The 19730-nt window shown below is 67.6% G+C and carries 12 protein-coding genes; 10 read left to right on the top strand and 2 right to left on the bottom strand.

The genetic code is table 11. The features are described 5' to 3' along the window. The first annotated feature begins 225 nt into the window (after nucleotides 1–225). The 6 genes from LLH23_12785 (at nucleotide 226) to LLH23_12810 (ending at nucleotide 10815) form a co-directional block, all read left to right on the top strand. Entirely contained in the window at nucleotides 226–1140 is a 915-nt protein-coding gene (locus tag LLH23_12785) for a hypothetical protein (GenBank protein MCE5239350.1), read from the top strand. A gap of 548 nt (nucleotides 1141–1688) precedes the next feature. Continuing rightward, on the top strand, nucleotides 1689–2957 hold the full coding sequence (locus LLH23_12790) for an MSCRAMM family adhesin SdrC (protein MCE5239351.1): 1269 nt from the start codon (nucleotides 1689–1691) through the stop codon (nucleotides 2955–2957). A gap of 564 nt (nucleotides 2958–3521) precedes the next feature. After that, nucleotides 3522–6401, top strand: a complete 2880-nt coding sequence (locus LLH23_12795; protein ID MCE5239352.1) for a hypothetical protein — start codon at nucleotides 3522–3524, stop codon at nucleotides 6399–6401. Nucleotides 6402–6806: 405 nt separating this feature from the next. Beyond that, a complete protein-coding gene (locus LLH23_12800; protein MCE5239353.1) occupies nucleotides 6807–7724 on the top strand; it encodes a hypothetical protein in 918 nt (305 codons plus the stop codon). 165 nt (nucleotides 7725–7889) lie between these two features. Beyond that, on the top strand, nucleotides 7890–8969 hold the full coding sequence (ispG, locus tag LLH23_12805) for a flavodoxin-dependent (E)-4-hydroxy-3-methylbut-2-enyl-diphosphate synthase (protein ID MCE5239354.1): 1080 nt from the start codon (nucleotides 7890–7892) through the stop codon (nucleotides 8967–8969). Nucleotides 8970–9048: 79 nt separating this feature from the next. Then, nucleotides 9049–10815, top strand: a complete 1767-nt coding sequence (locus LLH23_12810; protein ID MCE5239355.1) for a proline--tRNA ligase — start codon at nucleotides 9049–9051, stop codon at nucleotides 10813–10815. Between the two features lie 60 nt (nucleotides 10816–10875). On the opposite strand, the gene LLH23_12815 is transcribed toward LLH23_12810, so the two are convergent. Then, the gene (locus LLH23_12815; protein MCE5239356.1) at nucleotides 10876–11712 is read right to left on the bottom strand and encodes a hypothetical protein; all 837 of its coding nucleotides are present in this window, start codon (nucleotides 11710–11712) and stop codon (nucleotides 10876–10878) included. A 58-nt stretch (nucleotides 11713–11770) separates the two neighbouring features. Here LLH23_12815 and aroA point away from each other — a divergent pair, with 58 nt between their 5' ends. The 4 genes from aroA to aroC all read left to right on the top strand — a co-directional run bounded on the left by aroA (nucleotide 11771) and on the right by aroC (nucleotide 17318). Then, nucleotides 11771–13036 (top strand): 3-phosphoshikimate 1-carboxyvinyltransferase, encoded by a 1266-nt coding sequence (gene aroA / locus LLH23_12820; protein ID MCE5239357.1) that lies wholly within the window; start codon nucleotides 11771–11773, stop codon nucleotides 13034–13036. A 29-nt stretch (nucleotides 13037–13065) separates the two neighbouring features. Next, nucleotides 13066–14181 (top strand): hypothetical protein, encoded by a 1116-nt coding sequence (locus tag LLH23_12825; protein MCE5239358.1) that lies wholly within the window; start codon nucleotides 13066–13068, stop codon nucleotides 14179–14181. Between the two features lie 30 nt (nucleotides 14182–14211). Next, nucleotides 14212–15987: a phosphoenolpyruvate carboxykinase gene (locus LLH23_12830; protein MCE5239359.1), complete on the top strand. Its 1776-nt coding sequence runs from the start codon at nucleotides 14212–14214 to the stop codon at nucleotides 15985–15987. 194 nt (nucleotides 15988–16181) lie between these two features. Then, on the top strand, nucleotides 16182–17318 hold the full coding sequence (gene aroC / locus LLH23_12835) for a chorismate synthase (GenBank protein ID MCE5239360.1): 1137 nt from the start codon (nucleotides 16182–16184) through the stop codon (nucleotides 17316–17318). 77 nt (nucleotides 17319–17395) lie between these two features. On the opposite strand, the gene LLH23_12840 is transcribed toward aroC, so the two are convergent. Then, nucleotides 17396–19681, bottom strand: coding sequence for a hypothetical protein (locus tag LLH23_12840; protein ID MCE5239361.1), 2286 nt, complete (start codon nucleotides 19679–19681; stop codon nucleotides 17396–17398). Nucleotides 19682–19730 lie beyond the last annotated feature (49 nt).

Below are 19730 nucleotides of genomic sequence, written 5' to 3' on the forward strand. Positions count from 1 at the left end.
GTTACCGAGTTCCGAGGGGCACATGCAACCAACCAGGCAGACCCCCACGCAGTCGCACCACGCGCACAGCATTCGCGCACTCGTTCAGGGACGCTAGGACAGGCGGCTAGCCGCGTGTCCTTTCTTTGGTCGTGGTCGTTGACGTGTTGCGCCATTCTTGAGATGGCATAGACATGACGTGGAGATCGGACACTGAGCCCTGCGGGGCAGTGGGAGGTAGGCAAGATGAGTAGGCTGACGTTGGCGCTCGTAGTCGTGACGCTGTTGCTGGCCTCGGCAGGGAACCTCTTCGCGACCGGCACGGTGATGATCGGCGACACGGTATGGGTGAACTACGACGGAGACAGCATCAAGGACGCTGACGAGCCGGGGATCCCCGGCGCGACGCTGACACTGTGGCTACTGAACGGGACGACATGGCAGATCGCAGGGACGGCCACCACGGACGCGAACGGCCTGTACGAGTTCATCGGGCTGGTTGCCGGCTACGACTGGAAGGTATCCGTTACGCTTCCGGCTGCGTATGTCGGCTACACACAGAACTACGATCGTGACGGCGTCCTTGATGGCCAAAGCAACGGCGTGGTCACCGTCGACGACCTCACCTACGACTTCGGCTACATCCCGCCGACGTGGGACGGCGGCGAGACATACACGCAGGGCGGTTGGGGCGCCAAGCCGGCAGGCAACAACGCGGGCATGCTCCTGCACACGTACTTCAGCCAGATCTATGGCAGCGCGGGCCTCGTGGTCGGTGGCACCTACACAATCACGCTGAGCAACGCCTGGGCGGTCACGAACTTCTTACCGTCGGGCGGGACGCCCAAGCCGCTGAACCAGAGCTACACGGACCCGCGAGGCAAAACGACCGCGGGCGTGCTGGCTGGGCAGGTCGTGGCGATGAAGCTCAATGTGGACTTCTCGACCGCCGGCATCACGGCCCCCGGTCTGGGTGCGCTGAAGATCCAGAGCGGCACCTATCAGGGCTGGACCGTGGCCCAGTTGCTGGGTCTGGCACAGGCTGTCCTGGGCGGGGATACCTCCGGTCTGCTTGGGTCGGTGGCCGATCTGAGCGATGCCTGCACGGCGGTGAACGAGAACTTCTGCGACGAGGCCGACAACGGGTTCCTGGCCCCGTAGCTCTCCCCTGGCCGGTTGTGGCTGTCGCAGACGCACCCGCGGGGCGCTCCCCTCTCTCGACGGAGCGCCCCGCTGCTGTGTGAATGGCTGGTCTCGCGGTCAGGACGGCCGCACACGCGCCCAGGAAACGGAGATGAAAAAAGGCCCTTGACACAAACTGCTCCCATCCTGTAACATCCGTCGTGTGCGGAAGTACCCCTGCCTGGGTACTGCCGCTTTTTTTGTGTCCAGGTTTGACTCCCTTGAGGCTTTCCTGAAACTCTATTGAACTGATCCAGACATCGTTTGGCCGCTGATCGCAGCCCTCATCGCAGCCCCTGGTCGCCATCGAGTCCCGAGGGGCACATGCTACCAGTCAGCCCAGAAGCCAAGCAGTCGGTGCACGCGCGGAGCATCCGCGCACTTGTTCAGGGACGTTAGGACAGGCGCCTAGCCGCGTGTCCTTTTTTTGGTCGTGGTCGTTGGCGTGTTGAGCCATTCTTGAGATGGCACAGAGCCGTTGCTGAAATCGCACACCAAGCCCTGCGGGGCAGCAGGAGGCAGAGAAGATGAGTAGGGTGGCGTTGGCACTCGTGGTCGTGCTGTTGCTGGCGTCTGTGGGAGGGGCGTTCGCAACCACCGCAGTAACCATCGGCGACACTGTGTGGGTGAACTACAACGGAGACAGCATCAAGGACGCAGACGAGCCAGGGATCCCCGGCGCCACGCTGACGCTGTGGCTGCTCAACGGGACGACCTGGGAGAACGTGGGGACGACGACAACAGACGCGAACGGCCTGTACAAGTTCGCCGGGCTGGTCCCCGGCTACGACTGGAAGGTGTCGGTTGCCCTTCCGGCCGGCTACGCCGGCTACACGCAGAACTACGACCGCGACGGCGTCCTGGATGGTCAGAGCAACGGCGTTGTGAGTGTCACCACCCTCACGTACGACTTCGGCTATGTGCCGCTGAGTTCGATCGGCGACCGCGTCTGGAACGATGTGGACAACAGCGGCGGGGCCGACACCCTGAGCGAGCCGGGCATCAACGGCGTCCGCGTGGTGCTCTACGACGCGAGCGGCGCCTACCTGCGTGAGACGACGACGGCCGCCGGCACCATCAACGGCGTGGCGGTGGATGGCGTGTACCTGTTCGACAAGCTGGTCGCCGGGACATACACCGTCCTGGTGGACGTGAGCACCATCCCCTCGGGCATGAACCAGACGTATGACCTGGACGGGGTTCTGGACAGCGAGACGACGGTGCCGCTGGCGTGGAACGAGAACATCCGCACCGTGGACTTCAGCTACTACAAGCCGACGACGACGGACGGCGGGTGGGCGACCTTCACGCAGGGCGGTTGGGGCGCCAAGCCGGCCGGGAACAACCCCGGCATGCTGCTGCACACCAACTGGGACACGGTGTACGGAGCCGCAGGCCTGACCGTCGGCAGCGGTGAGTACACGATCACCTTCACCAGTGCCTGGGCCGTGACGAACTTCCTGCCGTCGGGCGGGACCCCCAGGCCGCTGGGCCGTGACTACGTAGACCCGAAGGGCAAGACGACGGCCGGCGTGCTGGCCGGACAGGTCGTGGCGATGAAGCTGAATGTGGACTTCTCGGCCAACGGCTTCACCGCCCCGGGCCTGGGCGCGCTGAAGATCCAGAGCGGCGCCTACGCCGGCTGGACCGTGTCGCAGTTGCTCGGGCTGGCGCAGGCTGTGCTGGGTGGCGACACCTCCGGGCTGCTGGGCTCGGTGGCCGACCTGAACAGCGCCTGCACCGCCGTCAATGAGGCCTTCAACGACGGCACCGTCAACGGGTTCCTGGCGAAGTAACTCTCCCCTGGCCGGTTGTACCACATGCAAGCACGGGGCGCTCCCCTCTCTCGAGGGAGCGCCCCGTTGTTTTGTGTGTCGCATATAAGTCCATGCCGCACACTGCGTCCCACCATCACCCATTTCAAGACCTAAACAACAACTATAAGAAATCATTAGAAACCATCTTGACATACTCCGCCACACTCTTGTAAAATCCTCGTCGTGCGGAAGTACCTATGCCTGGGTGCTGCCGTTTTTTTCGTCTGCGTGTCCGTGAGCCTTGAGCCTTCCCTGACATTGCCTTGCGCCAAGCCAGATCTCGCCGAGCCAGTTCACCGCAGCCCTCTCCATAGCCCCTGGCCTCCGGAACCCTGAGGGGCAGATGCCACCCACGAGCCATTTGGCTAGACCGTCGCACCAGGCGCGGAACACCAGCGCCGTCGTCGTCGGACGCTAGGGCGAGTGCCGCCCGCTCGTCCTTTCTTTGGGCGTTGTAGTTGGCGCGTTGAGCTGTTCTTGAACTCTAACAGAGCCGACGTTGAAGTCGCAAACTGAGCCCTGCGGGGCAGTGGGAGGAAGACGATGAGACGGTTGACGTTCGCGTTCGGAGCCATACTGCTGTTGCTGGTTACGGCAGGAAGCGCTTTCGCACTCACAACGGTGAGGATCGGGGACACCGTGTGGGTCAACTACGATGGGAACAGCACCAAGGACGTGGGTGAACCAGGGATCTCGGGCGCCACGCTCACCCTGGCGTACCTTGTGGATGGCGCCTGGGTGGACCTGGCCACTACCACTACGGCCAGCGACGGTACATACAAGTTCGCGGGCCTGACGCCCGGATACGACTATCGCGTGACGGCGACGTTGCCGACGGACTATGCGGCATACGCGCCCAACTTCGACCGGGACGGGAAGGCCGACGGCCAGAGCGACGCGGTCGTGGCGGCCACCGATCTCACCTTTGACTTCGGCTATGCGCCGCTGAGCTCGATCGGTGACCGCGTCTGGAATGATGCCGACAACAGCGGCGGCGCGGACGACCTCAGTGAGCCTGGGCTCAACGGCGTGCGCGTGGCCCTGTACGACGCCGCCGGCAGCCTTGTCGCCGAGACGACGACGGCGGCAGGCACCATTGACGGGACGGCGGTAGATGGCGTGTACCTGTTCGAGGGCCTCCGGGCCGGCACGTACACCGTCGTGGTGGATGCGGACACCATCCCTGCGGGCATGGCCCAGACCTACGACCTGGACGGGACGCTGGACAACGAGGCGACGGCGACGCTCGGCTGGAACGAGAGCCTGCGGACGCTGGACTTCGGCTACTACGCGGCGCCCTCCGAGCCGGTGAGCATCTCCGGCACGGTCTGGCGAGACTGCGACGGAGACGGTGTGCTGGACGCGGGCGAGACGCTGACCCTGTCCGGCGCCGTCATCACTCTGTATGACAGCGCGGGTGCGGTGGTGGCCGTGGACGGCGTCACCAACCCGGTGACGACCGGCGACGATGGCACATATGCCTTCGGCCCTCTGCCGGCCGGCAGCTACCGCGTGGTCGAGACCAATCCGGCGGACTTCACCAGCACGAACGCCGTGCCGGGGACCGCGGGTGCCAAGGTAGACAGTGACACACTCGCCGTGGACGCCACCACGGCAGGCAGCAGCTACCCGAACCAGGACTTCCTGGACACGGGCGGGACGCCGGGCATTGACCTGGAGAAGACCGGGCCGAGCAGCGCCAAGCGCGGCGACACCATCACCTACCACTTCAAGGTCACCAACACCGGCAATGCCATGATGGACGTGACGGTGTCCGACCCGATGCTGGGTGGCGTGATCTTCACCAAGTCCGGCGTCAAGGCGGGCGAAGTCAACGAGTTCGACGTGACCTACACGATCCCAGCCAGCGGCGACCTGACCGCGGGGACCCATGGCACGGCGGCGAACCTGCAGACACTCTGCACGACCCCCACGACCCCGACGTGCACCACGGAGACGCTGGTCAACACAGCCACCGCCACCGGCGTCACGCCGTGCGGCACGGTCACGGACACCTCGAGCTGGACGGTGACGGTCACGACCACGAGCACCGGCTCGCCAGCGATTGACCTGGTCAAGACCGGGCCCAGCAGCGCCAAGCGCGGGGACACCATCACCTACCACTTCAAGGTCACGAACACCGGGAACGTTGCGCTCGACATCACCGTGTCGGACCCGATGCTGGGCGGCACCATCTGGACCAAGAGCGCGGTGCCGGCCGAGCAGATCAATGAGTTCGACGTGACCTACACGATCCCGGCCAGCGGCGACCTGACCAGCGGCGACCTGACCAGCGGCGGGCATGGCACTGCCTCCAACGTGAAGGCCTCGTGCACCACCGGCGGCTGGGGCGGCTGGGGAGGTTGGGGCGGCTGGGGTAGTTGGCCCCCGGCCTGCACCACCGAGTCGCTGGTGAATACCGCCACGGCCACGGGCGTCTCGACCTGCGGCACGGTCACGGACACGTCGAGCTGGACCGTCACCGTCAGCACCTCGACCACGCCCCCCACCGGGTCGCCGGCGATTGACCTGGTGAAGACGGGCCCGTCCACGGCCAAGCGCGGCGACACCATCACGTACCACTTCAGCGTGACGAACAGCGGCAACACGACGCTGGACATCACGGTGTCCGACCCGATGCTGGGCGGGACGATCTGGAGCAAGAGCGGGGTACCGGCGGGGCAGGTCAATGAGTTCGATGTGACCTACACGATCCCGACCAGCGGCGACCTGACGAGCGGCGCGCACGGGTCGGCCACGAACCTGAAGACCTCATGCACCACCGGCGGCGGCTGTGGCGGCGGAACGACTACCACCGAGACACTGACCAACACGGCCACGGCGAAGGGCGTCTGGCACTGCCAGACGGTCAGCGACAGCTCGACGTGGAACGTGACCGTCACGAAGGCCTCCAGCGGCTGCTGGACCACGTACACGCAGGGCGGTTGGGGCGCCAAGCCCGCCGGGAAGAACGCCGGCAGGCTGCTGCACGACAACTGGTGCAGCGTCTTTGGGAGCGGCTGCCTGGCCGTGGGCGGCGGCAAGACGCTCAACTTCACCAACGCCTGGGCCGTGACGACCTTCCTACCCTCCGGCGGCACGCCGAACGCGCTGTGCTGGAGCTACTGGAACCCGACGTACCGCACCGAAGCCGGCGTGTTGGCCGGGCAGGTCGTGACGCTGAAGCTGAACGTGCGCTTCTCAGCGGCGGGCGTCACCAGGTCGGGCCTGGGCGCCCTGAAGATCCAGAGCGGCACCTACGAGGGCTGGACCGTGGACCAACTTCTCGGCCTGGCCGAAGCAGTCCTGGGTGGCAACACCTGCGGCCTGCGCGGCTCGATCGCTGACCTGAGCAACGCCTGCAGCGCCGTGAACGAGAGCTTCGACGGCGGCACCGCCAACACCGGGTACGTCGCTCCCTAACCCTCCCCTGGCCGGTTGTGCCATACGCGGCAACGGGGCGCTCCATTCAGCAAGTGGAGCGCCCCGTTTGCCGTTATGTGTCCATTCGTGAACATTTTACCTGTAGTTGCAGACTCAACTTCTAGGTATAGTCAAGACACGCAAAAGATGTGGTCAAGGTGGGTTGACACGCGTGAGGGGGCGCGTTACCATCACGGCCATGCGGAAGTGCCCCATGCCTGGGCGCTCCCGTTTTTTTTGCGTCCAGGTTTGGCGTCGAGGGATTCCCCGGATGTTTGGCGGGCAGATGTTGCTCGCCGTATTGCTGAGGATTGAGGTAGTGGCCGCAAGCAGTCCCTAGTAGCTCGACAGGCAGCCGGTGAAGTCACGTACACAGCCCCACAGGGGCAGAGGGAGGACGTTTCGATGAATCGGTTGATGTTGACGTTTGCGGTCGGTTTGCTGGTGTTCATGTCGGTCAGTAGCGCCCTGGCGCTCGGGACCGTGTCGCTGGGTGACACCGTATGGGTGAATACCGACGGCGACTCGGAGAAGGACGCCGGGGAAGTGGGAATCCCCGGAGCCACACTGACGCTGTCGTACCTCGATGGGGCAACCTGGGTAGCACTCGCCACCACCCAGACAGATGCGGCGGGGCTCTACAAGTTCGTCGGCGTGACGGCTGGCTTTGACTACAAGGTCTCGGTCACCCTTCCCGCCGGGTACGCCGACTACACGCAGAACTACGATCGCGACGGTGTGCTGGACGGTCAGAGCAACGGCGTCATCGCTGCCACGGACCTCACCTACGACTTCGGCTACATACCGCCTGAGACCACCGGCGGGTGGGAGACCTTCACCCAGGGCGGCTGGGGCGCCAAGCCCGCAGGCAACAACGCCGGCATGCTGCTGCACACCTACTGGGCGCAGGTCTATGGCAGCGCGGGGCTGGTCGTGGGTGGCGGCTACACGCTCACCTTCACCAGCGCCCAGGCCGTGACGAACTTCCTGCCGTCCGGCGGCACCGCGGCGGCGCTCAAGAAGAGCTATGTGGACCCGGTCGGCAAGACCACCGCGGGCGTGCTGGCGGGGCAGGTCGTCGCGATGCGGCTGAATGTGGACTTCTCGGGCGCCGGCCTCACCGCGACGGGTCTCGGCTCGCTGAAGATCCAGACCGGAACGTATGCCGGCTTCACCGTGGCACAGCTCCTGTCGCTGGGCGAGGCCGTGCTGGGTGGCGACACCTCCGGCCTGCTCGGCTCGGTCGCTGACCTGAGCAGCGCCTGCACCGCCGTGAACGAGAGCTTCGACAACGGCGCCGACACCGGCTTCCTGGCCAAGTGACTCTCCCCTGGCTGGTTGCCATGTATCACCATGCGGGGCGCCCCTCTACAACGGGGCGCCCCGCTGTCTTGTGCCGGGCCAACGCCGCATTTGAACAGTGGCGGCAGTATTCTGTATAATGCACTCACCCGCGCAAGTCGGGCTTTTTCTTTCTGAGGGCACAGCATGGCCGGGCGTCCACAGGTGAGCTGGCCGCGTCGCGAGACGCGCCAGGTGCGTGTGCGCGGGGTCGCCATTGGCGGCGGCGCGGCCGTGTCCGTCCAGACGATGGCCAAGACCGACACGGCCGATGTGGCCGCGACGGTGGCGCAGATCAAGCAGGCCCTGGCCGCCGGCGCGGACCTCGTGCGGCTGGCCATACCCAACCACGACGCTGCCCGCGGCTTCGCCGACATCCGCCAGCAGCTCGATGCGCCGTTGGTGGCCGACATCCATGTCGACTACAAGCTCGCCCTGGGGGCCATTGCGGCCGGGGCGGACAAGATACGCATCAATCCGGGCAACATCGGCGACGATAGCCGCGTCGGGACGGTCGTCGAGGCTGCGGCCGCCGCCGGCATCCCGATCCGCGTCGGCGTGAACGCCGGGTCGCTGGAGAAGACGCTGCTGGAGAAGTACGGCGGCGCCACGCCCGAGGCCGCCGCCGAGAGCGCACTGCGCAACGTGGCGCGCCTGGAGGCCATGGGCTTCCGGGACCTGGTGGTCTCGATCAAGGCCAGCGACATCTGGCGGACGGTGCAGGCCAACCGCCTGTTCGCGCGTGAGAGCGACTGCCCGCTACACCTGGGTATTACCGAGGCCGGGCCGGGCGAGGCGGGGATCGTGACCGGGGCCGCCGGCGTCGGCATCCTGCTGGCCGAGGGCCTCGGTGACACGATCCGCGTGTCGCTGACCAACCCGCCGACCGAGGAGGTCGTCGTCGGGCGGCAGATCCTGCTGGCGATGGGACTGCTCAGCGGCCCGCGCCTGGTCTCATGCCCCACCTGCGGGCGCTGCCGGGTGGACTTGCAGCCCCTGGCGCAGCGGGTGCAGGAGGCCCTCCGGGAGATCGAGACGCCGCTTGTCGTGGCGGTGATGGGCTGCGAAGTCAACGGTCCGGGCGAAGCGAAGGAAGCCGACGTGGGAATCGCGGCGGGCAAGGACAAGGTCCTGCTGTTTCGCCGGGGCGAGGCGTTGCGGACGGTGCCATTTGCGGAAGCATTCGACGCATTGATGCGAGAGGTGCGAATGATGAACGCGGAATGATGAATGCGCCCGTCCACTGAGCGGGAGTCCATTCATCATTCATCATTCATCGTTCAGCACTGACACGAGGTCCAGTCTCTTGAGAGCCACCCAATTCTATGCCCCCACCCTCCGCCAGATCCCGAGTGAGGCGGAGATTCCCAGCCACCAGCTCCTGCTGCGTGGCGGCTTCATGCGCCAGCTCTCGGCGGGCGTGTTCACGTTCCTGCCGCTGGGCCTGCGCGTGCTGCGGCGGGTCGAGCAGATCATCCGCGAGGAGATGGATCGCGCCGGCGCCCATGAGGTGCTCATGCCCGTCATCCACCCCCAGGAGCTGTGGGAGCGCAGCGGGCGCTGGACCAGCTTCGTGCCCGAGCCGCTGAAGACCCAGGACCGCACCGGCCGCTGGTTCCTGCTCGCCCCGACCCACGAGGAGGCGATCACCGACACCGTCATGCAGGACGTGGCCTCGTATCGCGACCTGCCGGTGACGCTCTACCAGGTCCAGCAGAAGTTCCGCGATGAGGCGCGACCGCGCGCCGGGCTGATCCGCGCCAAAGAGTTCATCATGAAGGACGCCTACAGCTTCGACGCCGACCTGGCCGGGCTGGACCTGTCCTTCGAGAAGCAGTTCGAGGCGTACACGCGGCTGTTTGCGCGGATGCACCTGGACGTGCTCGTGGTGGAGGCCGAGGCCGGGGCCATCGGCGGCTTCGGGACGCGCGAGTTCATGCTGCCCACGCCCAACGGCGAGGACACCATCATCCAGTGCGACACCTGCGGGTACGCGTCAAACCTGGAGTGCGCGGTGAGCCGACCCGGGGCCGGCGAGACGCCGGCACTGGGCGGAGAGGGGACCCCGCCGGTGCTGGTCGAGACCCCGGGGGCGCGGACCATCGAGGCCGTGACCGAGTTCCTCGGCCGGCCGGCGTCCGCGCTCATCAAGACGCTGCTGTTCCGGGCCGAGGGCCAGGCGCCGGGTGCCGCGTCGTGTGCGGCGGGCCCCGGCGCGGGCCGCTTCATCGCCGCCCTCGTCCGCGGCGACCGGCAGCTCAACGAGATGAAGCTGGCGAAGATCGTCCAGGATGAGAGCCTGCGCATGGCCACGCCGGAGGAGATCGTGGGGCTGACCGGGGCGGACGTGGGGTACAGCGGCCCGGTGGGCCTGAGCGGCAACGTCGAGATCATCGCCGACGAAGAGATCCAGCTCATGGGCGAGGCCGTCGTGGGCGCGAACCGGACGGATGCCCACCTGACCGGCGTGCGGGTCGGCGAGCACTTCACGCCGCTTCGGTACGCCGACCTGCGCGAGGCATCCGCGGGCGATGCCTGCGCACACTGCACGGGCGGGACGCTCCAGGCCGTGCGCGGCATCGAGCTGGGGCATGTCTTCAAGCTCGGGACGAAGTACTCCGAGGCGCTCGGCGCCGTGTTCCAGGACGAGCATGGCGCGCAGCACCCGATGATCATGGGCTGCTACGGCATCGGCGTGTCGCGCATCGTATCGGCGCTGGTGGAGCAGTGGCACGACGACAGCGGGATCATCTGGCCGCGGTCGGTGGCGCCGTTCGACGCCGCCGTGCTGCTGCTGGACCCCAAGAACGAAGAGATCGTCAAGATGGCCCAGGGCGTCTATGAGAGCCTGCAGGCCACGGGCTTCGACGTGCTGCTGGACGACCGCGACGAGCGGCCCGGCGTGAAGTTCAAGGACGCCGAGCTGATCGGCTATCCGCTGGTGGTCGTGGTGGGGAAGAAGGCGGCGCAGGAGGGCGTGGTGGAGGTGCGGCGGCGGAAGGACAAGGCGGAGCAGATCGTGCCGCTGGCGCAGGCCGTGGCAACGGTGCAGGAGCTGGCGCGGGAAGCGTAGGCGGGTTCGTCCCCGAACCCGCTCGGCGCGGGTGCGAGGACGCACCCGCCCACGCGAGGGCTACAGGTTGATGAGCACCGCCGCGACCGTCACGACGGCGACGCCGACGAAGCCGGCCTTGCCGGGCAACTCGCGCCAGAAGAGGGCCGCGTAGGCCACCGTCATCGCCAGGGCCGTGGCCTCGGCGAAGGGGAAGACGACCACGCCCCCGTAGCGGCGCAGGGCCTGCACGACGACGACCGCCGCGCCGGCATAGCACAGGCCGCAGGCGAGGCCCCAGCCAACCACGGCACGGGTCGCCGTGCCATGGTAGAACGGCCAGAGCACGGCCATGAGGACCGTCGCCGTGGCGAAGGTCGTGACCATGAGACCATTGAGCTGCTCAGGCTGGTCGAGTTGCTCGAACCACTTGAAGCCCAGCAGCACGCCGCCGTTGGCGACAATCATGCCGGCGAACAGCAGCACCTTGCGCCAGGTCAGGTGGGTGTCGGTGATGCCCCGATCGAGCGTAAGCAGCGGCATCGCGATCAGGCACAGAATGGCCCCGGCCCAGCGGAGGGGCGAAGGCTGCTCATGCCAGATGAAGATGGCGCCGGCCATCGGCACGAGCGCCGAGAGCTGGCACAGGGCGGCCATGATCGAGACGCCGCGGTCCGCCAGCGTGGGCACGAACAGCAGATACGTGATGACATACAGGGCGCCCAGGATGAGGCCGGCGTAGAAGATCAGCGAGGGCAGCGGGACGGGGCGGAGCGCCAGGAACGCGGCGTAGATGAGCGCCGCGAACAGGTACGTGAAGCCGCCGACCGCATAGAGGTTCAGGTGGACGCGCTGAACGGCGCGGGCGGCGACATTCTGGAAGGCATAGAGCGCGGGAAGCAGGAGCAGGAAAAGCATGGGCGGCAAGTCAGTTGGCCGGCCATGCCCAGCGCACCTGCCGGACGGACGTGAAACCATGAACTTGATTGTTCGCCCCTCCAACCTGTCGGGCACGGTCGCCATCCCCGGGTCCAAGAGCCACACCATCCGCGCGATCACGCTGGCGGCGCTGGCGCACGGGCAGTCGGTGCTGCGCAGCCCGCTGCAGTCGGCCGACACCGAGGCCGCGATGCGCGCGGCCGCGGCCCTGGGCGCCGAGACGGCGCTGGGGACGGACTGGACGCTGACCGGCGTCGGCGGCATGCCGCAGGTGCCTGAGGACGTCGTGGATGTCGCCAACTCCGGCACGACCGAGTATGTCATGGCGGCGGTTGCAGCGCTGGTGGACGGCTGCAGCGTCTTCACCGGCGACGAGCAGATCCGGCGGCGGCCGGTCGAGCCGCTCCTGGCCGCGCTGCGCGACCTGGGCGCCGAGGCCTTCACCACCCGCGGCAATGGCTGCGCCCCCTTCGTCATTCGGGGGCCGCTGCGCGGGGGCAAGACGGCCATCGCGTGCGCGACCTCGCAGTACCTGACGGCACTGCTGCTGGCCTGCCCGCTGGCGCGGGGCGATAGCGAGATCGAGGTCGTGTCGCTGACCGAGCACCCGTATGTCGAGATGACGCTGCACTGGCTCGATCAGCTCGGCGTGCAGTACGACCGGGTGCGGATGGAGCGCTTCTGGATCCCCGGCGGGCAGAGCTACCATGGGTTCGCGGCCGACATCCCGGCCGACTGGTCCTCGGCCACGTTCTTCCTGTGTGCCGGGGCCATCGGGCATGAGCCCATCACCCTCACCGGCCTGGACCTGACCGACCCGCAGGGCGACAAGGCCGTGGTGGACATGCTGCGGCAGATGGGCGCCGCCATCGAGGAGACGGCGGCCGGGCTGACCGTCTCGGGCGGGAACCTGCGCGGCGCCGAACTCGACCTGAACGCCACGCCGGACGCGCTGCCGGCCCTGGCCGTGACGGCGTGCTTTGCCGAGGGCGAGACGCGGCTGGTGAACGTGGCCCAGGCGCGGCTGAAGGAGACCGACCGCATCGCCGTCATGGCCCGGGAACTGCGGAAGCTGGGCGCGGACGTTCAAGAACGTGAGGACGGGCTGGTGGTCCGCGGGTCGCGACTGCGGGGGGCGCTGGTCGAGGGGCATGGAGACCACCGGGTGGTGATGTCGCTGGCGGTGGCCGGTGCCTTCGCCGAGGGCGAGACGACGATCACGACGGCCGAGGCCGTGGAGGTCACGTTCCCGAACTTCGTGGAGCTGATGGGGTCGTTGGGGTCAGACATTCGCGGAACCTGAAGACTGAGTGACCGACGGGAGGGGTAGACATGGGCACCATGCGCGCATTGTCTTACGTCGTCGCTGTTGGCTTTCTGCTCATCATGCTGGCTACGCTTCTGGCGATACCGTCCTGGGCCCAGGAGACAGTGGCTTCGCCACAGCTGGGACCCATCATCGAGGATTTCCAGGGACCTTTCGAGGGGCCCGCGCCGCCACGTTGGCACCCCCAGAGCAACGACAACCCGCTTGGCTTCACTGGCGACGACACCATTACCCACGGCGGCGCGGTCTCCGCAAAGTGGGAGCCGGAGACATCGGGCCGCATGTTGTACTGCGCGGATGTGCCGGAAGACTGGTCCGCGTGGGACGGCCTCAGCATGTGGGTGCACTCGGCCAGGCCCACCAACTCGATGATGGCCGTGATGGTCTACTCGAACGATCCCGCCACGCCGCAGTGGGACTGCTACCGAGCGCTGGTGAAGATTGACTGGGAAGGCTGGCGCCTGCTGAACCTGCGCCGCCGCAGCCTCGCCCCGTGCTATAAGCCGGTCGGCTGGAATCAGGTCACCGAGTTGGGCTTCAGCCTCAAGGCCAACCCGCCGCTGATCACGCTCAACGAAGGCACTGTGCTGCACTTTGCCGACATGCACGCGCTCATGCCCGAGCCGCCCGGCGATACCTTGACGCTGTTCGAGGCTGGCACCGACTGCGCCGCGATGTTAATGGACGGCGCCAACGTCGTGCAATGCGTTCAGGATCCGGCGCGGGAGGCCGGCGGCCGATCCGGGTTGTGGCCGAGCACGCTCACGCACAAGGCGCTCTACAACCTGTCCGTCCCGCGGGATTGGTCGCAGTGCAAGGCCCTGAACCTGTGGCTGCACTGCGCCGAGCCGGTGGACGAGCGCATCGCGTTGTACATGCAATCGCGCAGCCCGCAAGCGCCCGAAGACGACGCCTACATCGGCTACATAGCACTGGATTGGACCGGCTGGAAGCTGGTCTCCCTGCCCCTGAGCGATATGGTGAAGCTGCGCGACCCGCTGGGCTGGCAACAGATCGAGCGGTTCTGTCTGTACTCGCAGTCCTATGGCGCGACGGCGGTCAAGGGGACGACGTTGGCGCTAGATCGGATCTGGCTGAGCAAGGAGCCGCCGCAGGACTAACGGCGTGCACCGAGGCAGGTACGGAGCGATATGAGACTACTACCCGGTGAAGCCGGCGAACGCCACGTCACCATCTACATGACGGGGGCGCTGTGCACGCAGCCGGCCCAGGTGTTCCAGGCCGAGCAGGCGCTGGCGGTCATCCAGAACTTCCTGGACGACCTGCAGCGGCGCAACTCCTCGCACCTGCGGCTGCTGCGCGAGCGGCCGGTAACCGGCGACCGCGAGCACCCTTCCGACGCCGCGCGCGACCTGGCTCACCTGCTGGGGCTGCTGTGCGACCTGGACTGGCAGGAAGTGCGCGTGCGAGCCCCCGACGTGGCCGACCTGGTCCAGGAGCCGGTGGAGCTGGCCCGCCTGGTCGAGGAGCTATACGACCACTGGCGGCGCTATGAGCGCTATCTCATCTTCGAGGGCCGCACCGACGACTCGCGCGACAGCGCCATCGAGGGCCATCGCCCCTTCATCTTCAACAACCAGGACCTCAACTCGCTGGTGCGCGAGGCGTACCGCCGCATCGAGCGGCGCCTGCGCGGCCACTGGCCCCGCGTCTATCGCCAGGTGCCGGCGGGCGCGAACATGAGCCTGCTGGTCGAGCGCATCAAGTGGCAGAACCCCGGCGGGCTCTATGAGCCCCTCGATGCCATCCGCATGGTGCGGCTGGCCCTGCTGGTGCCGCCGGTCACACTGTACCCGCGCCGCACCAAGCGGCAGGGGAAGTTCGTGCAGACCTTCGAGCACCCGCTCGAGGGGCTGCAGCTCGATCCGCAGCAGTGGCTCTGCATCCCCCTGCAGGTCGGCGAGCTGCACTTCCTGTTCTACTTCGACCGCGAGTACCTCGCGCTGGCCATCAGCCTGGTGAACCTGTTCGAGCTGTCCGGCCACGACGAGGCGCGGGCTAAGCCGGACGGCGTCGTGCTGTTCGGCGTCCCGCCCGAGAACATGGGCCACGACCTGACGCGCTTCTACATAGACGAGGAGACGAACACGGTCCTCGGCGCGGTGGCCAGGTCCGAGGAAGTGGACTACTTCGGCTACTGCAAGAAGATGGCGCTGACGCTGCACAATGTCATCATGATGCGGCGCGGGCGGCTGCCGGTGCATGGCGCCATGTGCCATGTGGGCTTGCGGCAGGGCCGGAAGTTCAATGTCGTCATCGTGGGCGACAGCGGCGCCGGGAAGTCCGAGACGCTGGAGGCCTTCCGGGAGCTGGCCGACGAGTACCTGTCGGACATGACCACGATCTTCGACGACATGGGGTCGCTGCAGCTCTCGCCGGCGGGGCTGCTGGGCTATGGGACCGAGATCGGGGCCTTCGTGCGGCTGGATGACCTATCGCCCGGCTACGCCTTCGGCCATTTCGACCGCAGCATCTTCATGAACCCCGACCGCGGCAACGCCCGGGTCGTCGTGCCGCTGACCGATTACCGCGAGGTCATCGCGGGCTATCCGGTGGACCTGCTGCTGTATGCGAACAACTACGAGCACGTGACCGAGGACGCGCCGGTCGTGGACTTCTTCACCACGCCCGAGGCCGCGCTGGAGGTCTTCCGCTCCGGCTACCGGGCCGCCAAGGGGACGACCGACGAACGGGGGCTGGTGCGCACCTACTTCGCCAACCCCTTCGGCGCGGACCAGTTGCGCGACCTGCACGAGCCGCTGGCGCGGCAGTACTTCGAGGGCGCCTTCGAGCGCGGGGTGCGCGTCGGGCAGATCCGCACGCGGCTGGGCATCGAGGGCTGGGAGCGCGAGGGGCCCCTGGAAGCCGCGAAGGCGCTCTTCAAGCTGGTGTTGGGGGAAGAGTAGCAGACAGCGGGGACAGACCCCTGTGGGGTCAGCCCCCTTGTGACGTACCGGGCAGACACCGGGCCATGTGAAGGAGGCTTCCATGGCCCTGCGGGAGAGCAGTGGCTGACTGGCCGGATTCGGCGGGGTACGAGCCCCCTGAGACCGCTTGCGGTCTCCAAACCCTACAGACATCCGACCTGAGGAGGACGTATATGACTGGCAACACCTATGGCCGCGTATTCCGCATCACCGCCTGCGGCGAGTCGTACGGCGGCGGGCTGGCGGTGATCTGCGACGGCGTACCCGCGGGCATGATGCTATCGCGCGAGGAGATCCAGGCCGAGCTGGACCGCCGCCGCCCCGGCACCAGCCCCATTGACTCGCCGCGCCTGGAGACCGACCAGTGCGAGGTCTTCTCCGGCGTCTTCGAGGGCAAGACGACCGGCGCCCCGGTGGGCATCTTCATCCGCAACGTGGACACCGAGGTCGAGCACATCGAGCAGTACCGGCGGGTCAAGGACATCGTCCGCCCCGGCCATGCCGAGTACACCTATCGCTTCAAGTACGACGAACACGCCGACTGGTGTGGGGCCGGGCGGGCCAGCGGGCGCGAGACGGCTGTCCGCGTCGCCGCCGGAGCGTTGGCCAAGAAGATCCTGGCGCGCGACGGCATCGAGGTCGTGGGCTATGTCAAGGAGCTGCACGGCATCACGTCCCGGTCGCTGTCCTTCGCGGAAATCCGCGACAACCGCGAGAAGACCGAGATTCGCTGCCCGGACCTGGAAGCCGCCGAGCAGATGATCCAGCGCGCGCTGGACGTCAAGGCGGAGGGCGACACCGTGGGCGGGGTCATCGAGATCATCGCCCGCAACGTGCCGCCCGGCCTGGGCGAGCCCGTGTTCGACAAGCTGGAGGCGAACATCGGCAAGGGGCTGCTGAGCATCCCGGCCGTCAAAGGCGTCGAGTTCGGCACCGGCTTCGAGCTGGCGCGGCTGAAGGGCTCGGAAGCCAACGACATCCCCTACCTGGACGGCGATGTGATCCGCTTCCGCACGAACCACTCCGGGGGCATTGACGGCGGCATCAGCAACGGCGAGGACATCGTGGTGCGCATGGTCGTCAAGCCGACCTCCACGGTCTCGATTGACCAGGACTCGGTCAACATGGCGACTCTGCAGCCGGCGCCATTCGCCGCGACCACCCGGCGCGATGCGCAGATCTGCGGCCGCGCCGTACCGGTAGGCGAGGCCATGGTCGCGATCACGCTGCTGGATCACCTGATGCTGTGGGAAGGCTACGACGCGGTCAGCAAGGTGGAGCACAAGCTGCCCTGGCGGCCCCGGGCGTAGACACACGCGCGGCAAGCACCAACCATGAGCGGGAGGGCGCCATCGGCCCCCTCCCGCTTTTCGTTCGTGCCGACCTGTCAGTCGGCGCCGACCTCGGCCAGCGCCGCGAAGGCCCACTGCTCCAGGCCGCGGCACTGCGCCAGCAGTTCGCGCTGCGCCTGCCGATCCGCCGGGGTCCAGTCCTTGGCCTGCGCCGCCCCTCCCCACCACATGAGGTAGCGCGTGTGCTGCTGGGCGAACCGGTCCAGCAGCCCGGCCTCCTGCTGGAAGAGGCGGTGCGCGGCGGCGTAGTCGGCCTTCGCGGTGGGGGCAACGAGATCGGCGTGGGCCGCCAGGAAATCCGCCGCCGCCCGGCGCGCGTCCGCCAGGTGCATGAGCGACCACCAGTTCACCAGGAAGAGCAACTGGCGCTCCTCGTCGCTGCACTGGTCCGCTTCCGCCAGCGCCCGCTCCCAGGCCGCGAGGGCCTCGAGGCCGTAGCGGAAGTGGTCCTGGGGCGCGCGGCGAGCATTGCTCACGGCCAGCTTGAGGCTGTCCATGAGCACCTGCGCGGGGGGCGGCTCGGGGCCGAGGCCGGCCAGGAAGATGATCGGGCCGCAGAGCCCGGCATCATTCTCCGGAACGCGCAGTTCAGCCACCTGCGGGTGCTGCATGTCCCGCAGAAACAGGTTCATGCTGTGGATGTTGTAGCCGTAGACCGTGGCCAGGTCCGTGTTGCGCATGGCCACCACCGGTAGGCCGTCGTTGATCGAGACGACGACATCGGTGATGACCCGGCGACGCGCGAGGGAGTTCACGTCGGCCGGCAGCTCGTCGCGGCGGAACTGCCAGCCGGTCGCCCGAGAGAGCGCCGCCAGCTCCTCGGGGCCCTCGCCATGCGGGCTGACGGGATGCCAGCGGCTGGCGCCCCACGCGGTCTGCTCATGGGCGGGGTTGTCGAACCAGCGCGTGCGGAAGGCGAGGCCGGAGTACCCCATGAGATCGGCGTAGCTGACCGGCCGCGCGGTCGGGGCCAGGGCAGCCTCAAGGGCCGCCGCGAACGTGCAGTCGCGCCCGCCCATGAAGCGCAGCTCCGGCACCGCCCCCAGCCACAGGTCCACGACGCGGCGCTGCAGACGCGCACGGTTGGCGCCGCTGGTCTGCTGCCGGTGCGCGAAGGCCTGCATGACGGTCTGTTCGAGCGGGGTCGGCGGCGGAAGCTGGTCAGCGGTCACACCAAAGGCTGCGGCGGCACGGGACAAATGCTGCACGGCCAGGGCATCCAGGTCGCGCTGTAGCAGCACGATCCGCGCCAGCTCGCGGCAGGTCTCCGGCTCGCGCAGGTGCTTGCCGTCGCCCGGGTCAGAGCCCGCGCTCTCCGTCTGCCACAGCCGCCAGACGAGATCGTGCATCAGGTGGTAGCAGTCCATGGCGGCGTCGAGGTCGCCGGCGACGGTGGGCTCAAGCTGTGCGGCCCGGTCCAGCACGTCGTACCCGAAGGCGCGCCCCTCGGCCACGACGATGGTGTAGAAGAAGAACTGAAAGTGCTTCTGGTTCAGGGCCGCAGCGTCAGCGGCCTGCAGCTCCCCCTCGCGCCCGAACGCCTCGGCCAGGGCGTTGAACGACTCCTGCCCGGCACGGTACTCGCCCTGCAGCGGACGGCGCGAGCCCTCGATGGCCCAGGCCAGCGTCTGGCGGCAGACCTCGCGCAGCGGCAGCGGCTCGCGTTTGCCGCCGGGGATGATGACCGCCTCGGCGTGCTGGAGCCAGTCGGCGAAGCGCTGGTAGCCATCGGCGCCCGTCGGCAGCTTCTCGTCCATCGTCCAGCCCACCAGCACGTCCCCCTGCTGCTCGTATCCGGCCACGATGGCGGCACCGGAGTACAGGCCGATGGCGATGACCGGCTTGCCGGCGCGGAGGGTCCGCATGACGACCTGGCGGAGCGGCTCGGGGTCGGCGTACTCGGGCAGGCGGTCGCGGACCAGCGGCCGCTCGCGGCACAGCTCGCGGTTGCCGATGAGGCGGAAGTCATAGCCCGCGGCCGCGAAGCAGCGACGGATGGGCTCGACGGGGTCGTCACAGACGGCCCAGACGTTGTCGAACGCGCAGTCCCATTTGGCCGGGTGCCAGAACTGGCGATAGGCCATGCCGGAGACGTCGAGATAGAACCGGTAGCCGTAGGGGTGCCGGGGGTCGAGGAACTTCATCAGCGCGGCCACGACCGAGGGGAACATGAAGTCCTGGGGCCCGTCGAGCTTCCCCCCCCAGTTCGGGCCGACGTACGGCACCTTCTCCAGCACGAGGCGGTCAGGCATCGGCGGCTCCTGGGCACGGGCAGCAATGGCCAGGGCCACGAGGGCTATCGCGGCGAGCACTCGTTCCATGGGGATGCTCCAGTCGCCGGCTAGTACGCGCCTGCGGAACTCCGCGTCA

This window comes from bacterium, from assembly GCA_021372615.1.
GTDB lineage: Bacteria > Armatimonadota > Zipacnadia > Zipacnadales > UBA11051 > JAJFUB01.

What these genes read in the sequence shown, in the direction of transcription:
- LLH23_12785 (MCE5239350.1), top strand. Translation starts at nt 226, where the DNA reads ATGAGTAGGCTGACGTTGGCGCTCGTAGTCGTGACGCTGTTGCTGGCC.
- LLH23_12790 (MCE5239351.1), top strand. Translation starts at nt 1,689, where the DNA reads ATGAGTAGGGTGGCGTTGGCACTCGTGGTCGTGCTGTTGCTGGCGTCT.
- LLH23_12795 (MCE5239352.1), top strand. Translation starts at nt 3,522, where the DNA reads ATGAGACGGTTGACGTTCGCGTTCGGAGCCATACTGCTGTTGCTGGTT.
- LLH23_12800 (MCE5239353.1), top strand. Translation starts at nt 6,807, where the DNA reads ATGAATCGGTTGATGTTGACGTTTGCGGTCGGTTTGCTGGTGTTCATG.
- ispG (MCE5239354.1), top strand. Translation starts at nt 7,890, where the DNA reads ATGGCCGGGCGTCCACAGGTGAGCTGGCCGCGTCGCGAGACGCGCCAG.
- LLH23_12815 (MCE5239356.1), bottom strand. Translation starts at nt 11,712, where the DNA reads ATGCTTTTCCTGCTCCTGCTTCCCGCGCTCTATGCCTTCCAGAATGTC.
- aroA (MCE5239357.1), top strand. Translation starts at nt 11,771, where the DNA reads ATGAACTTGATTGTTCGCCCCTCCAACCTGTCGGGCACGGTCGCCATC.
- LLH23_12825 (MCE5239358.1), top strand. Translation starts at nt 13,066, where the DNA reads ATGGGCACCATGCGCGCATTGTCTTACGTCGTCGCTGTTGGCTTTCTG.
- LLH23_12830 (MCE5239359.1), top strand. Translation starts at nt 14,212, where the DNA reads ATGAGACTACTACCCGGTGAAGCCGGCGAACGCCACGTCACCATCTAC.
- aroC (MCE5239360.1), top strand. Translation starts at nt 16,182, where the DNA reads ATGACTGGCAACACCTATGGCCGCGTATTCCGCATCACCGCCTGCGGC.
- LLH23_12840 (MCE5239361.1), bottom strand. Translation starts at nt 19,681, where the DNA reads ATGGAACGAGTGCTCGCCGCGATAGCCCTCGTGGCCCTGGCCATTGCT.